Source organism: Burkholderiales bacterium, from assembly GCA_036262035.1.
In the GTDB taxonomy this organism is placed as follows: domain Bacteria; phylum Pseudomonadota; class Gammaproteobacteria; order Burkholderiales; family SG8-41; genus JAQGMV01.
The window spans coordinates 1-10680 of the sequence record DATAJS010000007.1 but is presented as its reverse complement, the minus strand read 5'-3'; the positions used below and the strand labels follow the sequence as shown (position 1 = coordinate 10680).

11 protein-coding genes and 1 tRNA gene are annotated in these 10680 nt (G+C 67.5%); 6 read left to right on the top strand and 6 right to left on the bottom strand.

The window, feature by feature from the left end; all coding sequences use genetic code 11:
* Position 1: 1 nt before the first annotated feature.
* Complete coding sequence (locus VHP37_05010; protein ID HEX2825683.1) at positions 2–1255, bottom strand: sarcosine oxidase subunit beta family protein; 1254 nt, start codon at positions 1253–1255, stop codon at positions 2–4.
* Positions 1256–1404: 149 nt separating this feature from the next.
* Here VHP37_05010 and VHP37_05005 point away from each other — a divergent pair, with 149 nt between their 5' ends.
* Positions 1405–2553 (top strand): mandelate racemase/muconate lactonizing enzyme family protein, encoded by a 1149-nt coding sequence (locus tag VHP37_05005; protein ID HEX2825682.1) that lies wholly within the window; start codon positions 1405–1407, stop codon positions 2551–2553.
* Here the strand turns inward: VHP37_05005 and VHP37_05000 are convergent.
* Both VHP37_05000 and VHP37_04995 read right to left on the bottom strand, forming a co-directional pair.
* The gene (locus tag VHP37_05000; protein ID HEX2825681.1) at positions 2510–3898 is read right to left on the bottom strand and encodes an MmgE/PrpD family protein; all 1389 of its coding nucleotides are present in this window, start codon (positions 3896–3898) and stop codon (positions 2510–2512) included. The genes VHP37_05005 and VHP37_05000 overlap by 44 nt on opposite strands.
* Positions 3898–4860 carry a tripartite tricarboxylate transporter substrate binding protein gene (locus VHP37_04995; GenBank protein ID HEX2825680.1) on the bottom strand — a complete coding sequence of 321 codons (963 nt, stop codon included), beginning with the start codon at positions 4858–4860 and terminating at the stop codon, positions 3898–3900. The genes VHP37_05000 and VHP37_04995 overlap by 1 nt, the downstream gene beginning before the upstream one ends.
* Before the next feature lie 143 nt (positions 4861–5003).
* Between VHP37_04995 and VHP37_04990 the strand changes: the two genes are divergently transcribed.
* The 5 genes from VHP37_04990 (at position 5004) to VHP37_04970 (ending at position 9769) form a co-directional block, all read left to right on the top strand.
* The gene (locus tag VHP37_04990) at positions 5004–5966 is read left to right on the top strand and encodes a LysR family transcriptional regulator (GenBank protein ID HEX2825679.1); all 963 of its coding nucleotides are present in this window, start codon (positions 5004–5006) and stop codon (positions 5964–5966) included.
* 4 nt (positions 5967–5970) lie between these two features.
* Positions 5971–6981: a membrane dipeptidase gene (locus VHP37_04985; protein ID HEX2825678.1), complete on the top strand. Its 1011-nt coding sequence runs from the start codon at positions 5971–5973 to the stop codon at positions 6979–6981.
* Positions 6978–7937: a tripartite tricarboxylate transporter substrate binding protein gene (locus tag VHP37_04980; protein HEX2825677.1), complete on the top strand. Its 960-nt coding sequence runs from the start codon at positions 6978–6980 to the stop codon at positions 7935–7937. The genes VHP37_04985 and VHP37_04980 overlap by 4 nt, the downstream gene beginning before the upstream one ends.
* Positions 7934–8959, top strand: coding sequence for an Ldh family oxidoreductase (locus VHP37_04975; GenBank protein HEX2825676.1), 1026 nt, complete (start codon positions 7934–7936; stop codon positions 8957–8959). Before VHP37_04980 ends, VHP37_04975 begins: the two co-directional genes overlap by 4 nt.
* An 87-nt stretch (positions 8960–9046) precedes the next feature.
* Entirely contained in the window at positions 9047–9769 is a 723-nt protein-coding gene (locus VHP37_04970) for a CHASE3 domain-containing protein (GenBank protein HEX2825675.1), read from the top strand.
* A gap of 26 nt (positions 9770–9795) precedes the next feature.
* Here the strand turns inward: VHP37_04970 and VHP37_04965 are convergent, their stop codons facing one another.
* From VHP37_04965 to VHP37_04955, 3 genes are all read right to left on the bottom strand, one after another.
* Positions 9796–9945 (bottom strand): hypothetical protein, encoded by a 150-nt coding sequence (locus VHP37_04965; protein ID HEX2825674.1) that lies wholly within the window; start codon positions 9943–9945, stop codon positions 9796–9798.
* Between the two features lies 1 nt (position 9946).
* On the bottom strand, positions 9947–10174 hold the full coding sequence (locus VHP37_04960; GenBank protein ID HEX2825673.1) for a hypothetical protein: 228 nt from the start codon (positions 10172–10174) through the stop codon (positions 9947–9949).
* 73 nt (positions 10175–10247) lie between these two features.
* A tRNA-Gly gene (locus tag VHP37_04955) sits at positions 10248–10321 on the bottom strand.
* Positions 10322–10680: the final 359 nt, after the last annotated feature.

Here is a 10680-nt window from a genome sequence, read left to right as displayed (position 1 = left end):
GTCAGTGCACCCACGGGTACGGTCCGCCGCCCTTCTCGTCGATCGTGCGGCCCAGGCCGTAGCGATCGAGCGTGAACGCGGCGTTGAGCGCGTGCGGCTCGCCGGTCGCGAGGGTGTGCGCGAAGCACCAGCCCGACGCCGGCGTCGCCTTGAAGCCCCCGTAGCACCACCCGCAGTCGACGTAGAGGTTGTCGATCGGCGTCTTGCCGATGATCGGGCTGCCGTCCATGCTCATGTCCATCACGCCGCCCCAAGTGCGCAGCATGCGCAGCCGGCTGAAGCACGGGAACAGCGCGATCAGCGACTGCACCGCGTGCTCGACCGGCGGCAGGTTGCTGCGCTGGCCGTACGAGTTGTACATGTCGAGGTCGCCGCCGAGCACGAGCTCGCCCTTGTCCGACTGGCTGACGTAGAAGTGCACCGCGCCCGACGTGACGACGGTGTCGAGGACGGGCTTGACCGGCTCGGACACGAGCGCCTGCAAGACGTGCGTCTCGATCGGCAGGCGAAAGCCCGCCATCGCGGCGACGTGACCCGAGTGCCCGGCGACCGCGAGCCCGATCTTCTTCGCCCTGATCGTGCCGCGCGTGGTGTGGATCTCGTCGATACGGCTGCCGTTGCGGGTGAATCCGGTGACCTCGCACTGCTGGATGAGATCGACGCCGCGCATGTCGGCGCCGCGCGCATAGCCCCACGCCACGGCATCGTGGCGCGCCGTCCCGCCGCGCCGCTGCAGCAGCCCGCCCATTACGGGATAGCGCGCGTTCGGCGAGCAGTCGAGCAGCGGCACCATGCGCTCGACGTCGTCGCGCAGCAGGAGCTCGGCGTCGATGCCGTTCAGGCGCATCGCGTTGCCACGGCGCGAGTAGGTGTCGAGGTCGGCGTAGCTGTGCGCGAGGTTGAGCACCCCGCGCTGGCTGAACATCACGTTGTAGTTGAGATCGGCCGACAGGCCTTCCCACAGCTTGAGCGAGTGCTCGTAGAAGTGGGCGTTGGGCTCGAGGTAGTAGTTGGAGCGGACGATCGTGGTGTTGCGCCCGGTGTTGCCGCCCCCGAGGTAGCCCTTCTCGAGCACCGCGACGTTGGTGATGCCGTGGTTGCGCGCGAGGTAGTACGCCGCGGCGAGACCGTGTCCGCCGCCGCCGATGATGACTACGTCGTACTCACGCCTGGGCGGCGGACTGCGCCACGCCTGCGTCCAGTTCTCGTGGTAGGTGAGCGCGTTGCGCGCGAGGCTGAATATCGAATATTTCAAGGCGTGGGTATCAGATCAACTTACGGGGGGCGCCGTCAATGGCGCCCGCGGCTCTATTAAGCAGCCTGCGCAACGGCATTAGGCGTCCTAATGGTGTCACGCAGGGCGCACGCGCCTCGGTAGACTCGCATTGCATCCGAGGAGACGCGATGAAGATCACCGATGTACGCGCGACGCCGCTGGCGGTGCCGTTCAGGGAGGCTCATGTCACCTGGACCGGCGCCTATTCGGCCAAATCGACGCTGCTCATCGAAGTCGATACCGACGAAGGCATCACCGGGCTCGGCGAAGCGCCGGGCATCCCGCTGCCCGAGATCAACCAGCTCGTCGTGGAAGAGTTTCGCGAGGGCCTCGTCGGCCAGGATCCGTTCGCGATCAACGCGTTCCAGGAACGCGCGCTCAACTCGCAGTCCAAGGCGGGTCTCACCGCGCTCACCTGGAAAGCGTTCCGCAACATCGCGAACAACGCCCTCGGCGGCATCGACATCGCGCTGTGGGACATCGTCGGCAAAGCCACGGGGCGCCCGCTGCACGCGCTCCTCGGCGGCGCTTTGCGCGACCGCGTCGACATGTTCGCCTGGATCCATCGCAAGGAGCAGGGCGCGATGCTCGACGACGCGCTCGAGTTCAGGCAGCGCGGCTTCCGGGCGTTCTATCTCAAGATCGGTCTCGGGACGGCGCGGGACCTCGCCGATCTTTCCGCCCTGCGCGAAGCGCTCGGGCCGGACGCGCTGATTCGCGGCGACGCCAACGGCGCGTGGACGGCGACTCAGGCGATGAAGGAGATTCGCGCGCTCGAGAGGATCGGACTCGACTGGATCGAGCAGCCGGTCACCGAGGACGATTTCGACGGCTTCGAGCGCGTCGCGCGGCTCTCCCCCGTGCCGCTGTGCATCGATCAGGGCGTCAACACCAATCAGCTCGCCTACGACGCGATCCGCCGGCGCCTCGCGGACGTGATCTGCTCTGACATCCACCGCGTCGGCGGTCTCATGGCGTTCCGCGAGATGGCGGCGATGGCCGATCTCGCCAACATCCAGGTGTGCCGACACGCAGGACCCGAGTTCGGGATCTCGGCGATGGCTCACGTGCATCTCATGGCGACGATCCCGAACGCCACGCTCGGCAACCAGACCTACGCCACCACGAACGCGGACGACATCGTCGTTGAAAAGACCGACGACTTTCACCAGGGCGCGCTCGCGGTGCCGGACGCGCCGGGCCTCGGCGTCACGCTGGATCGCGACAAGGTCGCTAAGTACGCCGCGATGTACCGGAAGATGCGCGGCCGAGGCTGACCGGGCCGGGGCTGCTCTCGAGCGCGCGCAGCGTTCGCAGCAGCCGCTCCGCGGTGGCTGAACCGAGAGACGCGCCGGCACACGCCAGGAATTTGGCATCGAGCGCCGCGTCCGGCATCGGCTTCTGCGGCATGCCCGTCGCCGCGCCGTTGTAACGCTCGAAGCTGCGTCCGTCCTTCAGATGGATGGTGACGTGCGCGCCTTCCGGATTGCGGCGGCGGCCCTCCTCGGTCGCTTCGAGCGTCTCGCTCTGCGTCATCCGCACTTTGGCCATCGTCGCGAGCATCCGGGGCTCGCCGAACGTGGGCGAGCTCAGGTGCTCGACGCCGAACGCGCGGTAGCGCAGCGCACAGGCGATCGCATACGTCAGGCTGAACTGCGCTTCGGTCACGCTCGCCGGCCGGTCATAAGTGAGGCTGATGAAGACGAGCTTGGTCACGCGGCAGTCGACGCGCTCGACGTCGGCCGCGTCGATGTGATGGTCCCGCGCGAGATCGAGCACCGCTTCGGTGGCCGCCTGCGTCGCCGAGCACGCCGGAAACAGCTTGAACGCGACGCCGGGCTCGACCAGCGAGTAGCGCTCGCCGAGCGCGAGGCGGCTCTGATCGAAGCGCCCGTCCGCGAGCACCGGGATGAAGCCGCGATGGCTCTCGAACGCGTCCGCGGGCGCCTCCAATCCGGCTGCGGCATAGCGCGCCGCCTGCACGCCCGCTGCTGCGGCGCGCCCGATCATGAACGGTTTCGCATCGCTGCCGATGACCGCGCGCACGCCGCCGCCGTGGCACGCGGCAAGCGCGATGGCCGAACGCGTGCGCACCGCGTCCAGCCCCAGGACTTTCGCCGCGCCCGCGGCCGCGCCGATCGAGCCGAGCAGGCCGCTCGTCCACCATCCCTTGAAATAGAGCTCGTCGCCGAACGCGCGGCCGAGCGCGTACTCGCACTCGACGCCTGCGACGAACGCTTCGAGCAGGCGGGCGCCGCTCGCACCGGTTGCCTCGCCGCACGCCAGCACCGCAGGCCACACCGCCGCCGACCCATGCACGATGCCGTCGTAGCACGTGTCGTCGAAGTCGAGGGCGTGCGCGGCGACGGCGTTGCAGTGCGCGGCCGCCTCGGGCGCCAGCGCCTGCTCGTCTGTCCCCCACAGCGAAGCCGCACCGGTGGCGCCGGCTTCGCGCACGAGCTTGCGGACTGCGCGGGCCACCGGGTAATTCGCGCCCGCGATGCCGACGCCGCTCGCGTCGACGATGCAGCGCTTCGCGGAAGCGACGACTTCGCCCGGGAGTCGCTCGAGCGACACGCCGCTCGACCACGTTGCCAGGCGCTCCGCGATGGTTTCCGCCATCAGATCTGCTCGATCTTCGCGTCGCGTATGACCTTGGTCCAGCGTTCGACGTCCCGCCGCACGAAGTCGTGGAATTCCTCCGGCGTGCCGGTCGCGAGCTCGCCGCCGTTCGCGAGCAGCTTCGCCTTGACGTCGGGCAAATTGAAAATGCGGACCAGCTCGTGGTTGAGCTTGGTCACGATGTCCTTCGGCGTCCCCGCGGGCGCCATCACCCCGTACCACACGTACACCTCGTAGCCCGGCAGCCCCGATTCGATCATCGTCGGGATGTCCGGAAGCTCCGTCATGCGCGTGCGCCCGGTCGAGGCGAGCACGCGGAGCCGCCCGCTGCGATACAGCGGCAGGGTCGAAACCACGCTCGTGATCGACATCTCGACGCGGCCGGTGAGCAGATCGGTCATCGCTTCGACCGGCCCCTTGTAAGGAACGTGCACCGTCTTCACGCCCGCCATCGTGTTGAACAGCTCGGTCGCGAGGTGGCTCGGCGAGCCGACGCCCGAGGTCGAATAGTTGAGCTGGCCCGGACGCGCCCGCGCGATCGCGATGAGCTGCTTCACGCTGGTGACGGGCAGCGACGGATGCACCGAGAACACGCTCGCGGCGCGCACGCCGAGCGTGATCGGCGCGAAATCCTTCAACGGATCGTAGGGCGCGTTCTTTCTCAGCGCGATCGTGCCCATGCTGCCGACCGAGGCCATGAGCAGCGTATAGCCGTCGGGCGGCGATTTCGCGACGTACGACGCGCCGATCACGCCGCCCGCGCCGGCGCGGTTCTCGACGACCGCCGGCTGGCCCCAGCTTTCGCCGAGCTTGACGGCGAGCAGCCGTCCGACGATGTCGGTGCTCGCGCCCGGCGAGAACGGCGCGACGATGCGTATGGGTTTCGACGGATACGACTGTGCGTACGCGTGCGCGGCGACCCACATCGCCGCAGCCGCTAACGCCGCCATGCGCTTGCTCATCTCGGTTCTCCCCGGAGACCTTTTGCATGCATGTCATCCGCGCGCTGCGTGCGTGTCAACGATCCACGGTCTGCATTAACAAGTTTACGGAACATCATTAGGTCTGCTAATTTGCAAGATCCGCTCGCGCGACATGGTCTAGCATGAAAAAGGTGATCGAGTACAACCTTACATCGCTCAAAGCGTTTCTCGCCGTCGGCTCGACGGGGAGCATGACCGCTGCGGCGGCGAAGCTCGGTCTGACTCAATCCGCGATATCGCAGGCGATACGCCAGCTCGAAGACGTGCTCGGTACCGTGATCATCGATCGTTCGCATCGGCCGCTGGCGCTCACGCCGGCGGGCCAGGTATTGCAGCGCCACGCGCAGCCGATCGTCGAGGACGCCGAAGCGCTGCCGACCATCGTGCGCCAGGCAGGCTCGGCCAAGCTGCCGGAGCTGAAGATCGGCGTGGTCGATTCGTTCGCCAGCACTGCCGGGCCCGAGCTCATCAAGGCGCTGCTCAAGACGACGTCGCGCCTGTCGTTCCGTTCGGGTCTCGCGCACGACCATGCGCAAGGCCTGCTCAATCGCGGTCTCGACGTGATCGTCACCAGCGATCCGATGGACGAGCTCGACGGGCTCCAGCGCTTTCAGGTCCTCTCGGAGCCTTATCTGCTGGTCATGCCGGAGAAGATTCCTTCTGCGGCGGCGGAGCTCGGCGTGCGCGAGCTCGCCGATCGCTATTCGCTCATCCGGTTCTCGGCGCGCTCGCAGGTGGGCGCGCAGATCGAGCGCCATCTCCGGCGGCTCGGCGTGAGGGCGGCGCACCTCCTCGAAGTCGACGCCACCGACGCGCTCGTCGCGATGGTGGCGGCGGGACTCGGCTGGGGCATCGCGACGCCGCTGTGCCTGCTCCAGGTGCGCACGCGTCTCACCGGCGTCAAGGCGGTGCCGTTTCCCGGCGCGGGCTTCAGCCGGCAGCTCCATCTCATCACGCGCGCGGGCGAGTACGGCGACCTGCCGCGGCGCGTCACCGAGCTCGCCTGCGCCGTGCTGCGCGAGCACTGCGTCCCCGAGATGCGCAAGCTCGTGCCGTGGCTGCGCAACCAGATCGTCATAGGGTAATCACATGCAGACAGCAGCAGCCCGAGCGGAAGTGCCGGCCATACACAAGGCGTCGATCGTCCTCGACGGGCTGACGCCGCTCTACGTGCTCGACGAGCCGTACACCAGCGCGCTCGCCGCCGGCGGCGTCAGCGCCGGCTTTCTCAGCATCGCTTCGCCGCAGTCGTGGGACGAGGTGTTGAGGCGCACCGAAACCGCGCTCACCAAGATCGAGAAGAACCCGCTGCTCACGCTCGCGACCACGGCGGCCGACCTGCGCCGCGCCAAACAGCAGGGCAAGATCGCGCTGGTGCTGATCACGCAGGCGATGGACATGCTGGAGAAGGACGCGCAGCGCGTGCGCGTGCTGCATCGGCTGGGCTTTCGCATCCTCGGCGTGTGCTACACCTTCGCCAACCTGCTCGGCTGCGGCTGCGGCGAGTTGAAGGACGGCGGTCTCACGTTCTACGGCAAGGACGTGATCGCCGCGATCGACGAGCTGCCGATGATGGTGGACGTGTCGCACTCGGGACATCAGACCTCGCTCGACACTGCACAGCTCGCGCGGGCCCCGGTGATCACCCACGCGAACGCCTACGCCGTGACGCCGAACGACCGCAACAAGAAGGACGAAGTGATCGACGCGGTCGTGCGCAAAGGCGGCGTCATCGGGCTGAACGCGCTGCCGCGCACGGTGTCGGCGGAGCACGCCACGCTCGAAGGCATGCTCGACCACGTCGACTACGTCACCAAAAAATTCGGCATGCAGGCGATGGGGCTGGGGCTGGACTACGTCGAAGGCTTCAAGAAAGCGGGGCATGTCCTGCCGCAGTCGGTCCGCAACCGCACGCTGCGGCCGGACATCTTCGGCTCGGTCGACGATTTCCTGAACCTCGATTACGCGACGAACCTGGAGAAGATCGAGAAGCTGCCGAACCTCACGAACGGATTGCTCGCGCGCGGCTACTCCGAAGAGAACGTGCGCCGCATCCTCGGCGAGAACTGGGTCAACGCATTCGAGCGGTTCGTCGGATGAGCGCCCGCCTCGCTCTCGCGGCCGCGCTCGCGCTCTCCGCAGCCGCAGCCCATGCCGCCGAAACCTCCCCGTCGCGCCCGGTGCGCATCGTCGTCGGCTTCACGCCGGGCACGACCACCGACATCACCGCGCGGCTGCTCGCGGACAAGCTCACCGAGCCGCTCGGACAGAACGTGGTCGTCGACAACCGCCCGGGCGCGAACAGCGGCCTCGCCAACCAGCTCGTCTCGCGCGCGACGCCGGACGGACACACGCTGCTCATGGGCACGCTGAGCCTCGTCACCGGCCCGCTCCTCTATCGCGACCTGCCGTTCGATCCGAAGGAGCTCGTGCCGGTGAGCCTGCTCGTGCTCGCGGCGAACGTGATCTGCATCTACCCGGGTCTGCCCCCCAAGACGCTCAAGGAGCTGGTCGACCTGGCGAAGTCGCAGCCGGGCAAGCTCAAGTACGGCTCGTCGGGACGCGGCAGCTCGGCGTTCCTCACGCTCGAGCTGTTCAAGTCGATGGCGGGCCTCGACATCCGCGAGATCCCGTACAAAGCGACCTCGCAGGCGGTGGCCGATACGATGGGCGGCCAGATCGACATCTATCCGCCCAACATCGTGTCCGCGTTCCCGATGCTCAAGACCGGCAGGCTGCGGCCGCTCGCGGTCACCAGCGCGAAGCGCTCGCCCGCCATGCCCGATGTCCCCGCGGTGAGCGAGGTGGTGCCGGGTTACGATGCGACGACCGGCGTGTACGGCATCCTCGTCCCGGCGAAGACGCCGCGCAGCGCGATCGAGCGGCTGGAGAAAGCGATCGCGGAAGTGTCGAAGCAGCCGGCGTATCGCGACCGCCTGCAGAGCGAAGGCGCGGAAGTCGTCGGCAGCACCGCCCGCGAGTACGCAACCTATCTCGACGCGCAGCAGCGGCGCTGGGCAGGGCTTTTCAGGAAGCTCGGCATCAAGCCGGAATGAGCGCGGCCGCAACGAAGCTCGTTTCGATCGAAGACATCCGGCGCGTGGCGCGCGCCGCGCTGGCGAACGCGGGATGCGACGCGGAGAACGCGGCTTCGGTCGCCGCGGTCATGGCCGCCGCGGACCGCGACGGCTGCGCTTCGCACGGGCTCTTCAGGCTGGCGGGCTATCTCGCGGCGCTGAAGAGCGGCAAGGTCGACGGTCGTGCGCGCCCTTCGCTCGAACGGCTCGCGCCTTCGGTCGTACGGATCGACGGCCACGGCGGTTTCGCGCCGCTCGCGATGGAAAGAGCGCGCGAGGCGCTCAGCTCCCTCGCTCCCGAGCAGGGCATCGCGGCAGCGGCGCTCGTCGACGTTCACCACTTCTCTGCCTTGTGGGTGGACATCGAGCCGCTCGTGCAAGCGGGCCTCGCGGCGATGTGCTTCACCGCGTACATGCCGGCGGTGGCGCCCTACGGCGGCCGCAAGCCCTTCTTCGGCACCAATCCGATGGCGTTCGGCTGGCCTCGAGCCGACGGACGCGCGATGATCTTCGACCAGGCCTCGGCCGCGATGGCGCGCGGCGACATCACGATCGCCGCGCGCGACGGTCGGGCGCTGCCGCCCGGGATCGGCATCGACGCGTCGGGCGAGCCGGCGACCGATCCCGCCGCGGTGCTCAAAGGCGCACAACTGCCGTTCGGCGGCTACAAGGGTACGTCGATCGCCCTGATGGTCGAGCTGCTCGCGGCAGGCCTGATCGGCCAGCCTTTCAGCGTCGAAGCGGGCGAGCAGGACAGCAAGGACGGCGGGCCGCCGCGCGGCGGCGTCTTCCTGCTGGCGCTCGACCCGGCGAAGTTCGGCGATGCGCAAGGGTGGCTCGCGCATTGCGAAGCATTCTTCGCGCGCTACGCGGCGCTCGACGGCGTGCGCCTGCCCGGCGATCGGCGCAGCGCGAATCGCGCTCGCATAGCGCGCGACGGCGCCCGGATGCCTGCTCGACTGTGGGATGACGCGCTGAAGGCGGCCGGCGAAGCGGCGTAGGGCTACGCTGCCCGGGGGCATCTTTCGGGGGCGGGCACGAGCACTGCCAGTGTCATAAGTAAACACACTCGGTACCGCGCGCCGACCATGAATGTCCCCGATGTGGACTGTCCGGAGCCGCTCAAGCTTGGCCGGATGACCGTGATCCTGCTTGCGATGGCCGCAGCGATCGTCGCGACAGCCACCGCGATCTATCTCAACTTCACGCGCCTGACGTGGGCCGAGCGCTGGATCATACATACGCTCGAAGTCAGCCTCTCGCTCGATCGATCGGTGATGGCCGTGGTCGGCGCGGAGCGCGCGGCGCGCGGCTTCGTGCTGACGGCCGACCGCCAGTTCCTCGATCACTACACCACGGCGGTGCGCGATGCTCAGGATGCGCTGTACAACCTTCAGAACCTGACGCTCGACAACGAGGCGCAACAGCTGCGCGTACAGTTGCTGGACAAGCACATGAAAGCGGTGCTCAGGTGGTCCTCGAACCTGATCGCGGCCGCTGATTCCGGCGAGGCGATGGACGCGGCAAATCGCAAAGTGAGCACCGCCCGCGGGTATGCGCTCACGACCGCCTATCGCGGCTACGTCCAGGAGATGCGGCGGGAGGAGGAAAGCCTGCTGGCTGAGCGCACGGCCATGGCGGAAAAGGCGCGAAACCGAAGCCTGCTCGCGCTCGGCCTCGTCACGGCGATCAGCCTGGCGGCGTTGCCGTTATTGGGCTTGGCCGTGCGACGCGAAGCTCAACGCATCGCGGACGCCAGGTTCGCGCGCATCGAAGCGTCGTTCGGGACGACGGAGAATTCGTTGCGTTGATCGCCGCGAGGCGGCGGCAGCTTGGCTTACTTCCAGTGCGAGCCCGCCACGCACATGCCGAAGGCCAGCGCGAAGCAGACACCGGCGCGGACGAAGTCGACCTGTGAAGGTGAGCCGCTCATGACGATCGCGACGCCGATCGCGCTCGGCAGCAGGGAGAAAACTGCGAATTTCATGTTACTCGCCGAGGGCGTCGGCGATGTTCAGAAAGACCAGGTCGCGGATTGCCAATCGGATCTCGGCGTCGGTCAGCACGTCGTCGAGCGTGCCGCCCGGCCTGCACACGACGTCCGCGTTACGCACCACCGCTTTCCAGTCGATTCCGCCCGAGCGGCGGGTCCAGATCCCCGAATAATCGAAGATGAGGCGGTCGCGGGTGATTTTGCCGTTGAAGATCGTGTTCATCGAGACACGGGAATGGGGTTCCCGTATCGGGGTTAACGGCGGCGGGCGGGAGATCTTGAGACGCGACTGCGCTTGGAGCGGGTGATGGGAATCGAACCCACGTTCTTAGCTTGGGAAGCTACTTTCCTACCATTGGAAGACACCCGCGTCGCCCCTGATTCTAGGGGATTTCCAGCTGTCGTGTCACACGACAGTTCCGACACTGGGGCGATTACTGGGTAGTTCACAAGTCGTGCCACACGACGGCTGATCCTGCGTTTGCGAATCCCCCGGGGTGTCACAGGTCGCGGCGCCCTCGACGGTGAGGGTCGTGAGACACGACGCGTTATTGTCATGCGGCCGCGAGGTCGTCTGGCGGACGGAGTGCGGCCAAATCTGCTCGCGAAACTGCCGGGGCCATGTCCGCGACTTCTTCTGCGATAGCGAGCGGGTGCGAAAAGAAGTGCTCGTTTAAAGTTTTCAGCAACGGCGAACCCTTGAGTGTCTGCGCGTATTGCTTCAATGCC

Bases quoted from the DNA above. Each gene is read 5' to 3' on its own strand.
- VHP37_05005 (HEX2825682.1), top strand. From the start codon at position 1,405: ATGAAGATCACCGATGTACGCGCGACGCCGCTGGCGGTGCCGTTCAGG.
- VHP37_04990 (HEX2825679.1), top strand. From the start codon at position 5,004: ATGAAAAAGGTGATCGAGTACAACCTTACATCGCTCAAAGCGTTTCTC.
- VHP37_04985 (HEX2825678.1), top strand. From the start codon at position 5,971: ATGCAGACAGCAGCAGCCCGAGCGGAAGTGCCGGCCATACACAAGGCG.
- VHP37_04980 (HEX2825677.1), top strand. From the start codon at position 6,978: ATGAGCGCCCGCCTCGCTCTCGCGGCCGCGCTCGCGCTCTCCGCAGCC.
- VHP37_04995 (HEX2825680.1), bottom strand. From the start codon at position 4,860: ATGAGCAAGCGCATGGCGGCGTTAGCGGCTGCGGCGATGTGGGTCGCC.
- VHP37_04970 (HEX2825675.1), top strand. From the start codon at position 9,047: ATGAATGTCCCCGATGTGGACTGTCCGGAGCCGCTCAAGCTTGGCCGG.
- VHP37_04960 (HEX2825673.1), bottom strand. From the start codon at position 10,174: ATGAACACGATCTTCAACGGCAAAATCACCCGCGACCGCCTCATCTTC.
- VHP37_05000 (HEX2825681.1), bottom strand. From the start codon at position 3,898: ATGGCGGAAACCATCGCGGAGCGCCTGGCAACGTGGTCGAGCGGCGTG.
- VHP37_04965 (HEX2825674.1), bottom strand. From the start codon at position 9,945: ATGAAATTCGCAGTTTTCTCCCTGCTGCCGAGCGCGATCGGCGTCGCG.
- VHP37_04975 (HEX2825676.1), top strand. From the start codon at position 7,934: ATGAGCGCGGCCGCAACGAAGCTCGTTTCGATCGAAGACATCCGGCGC.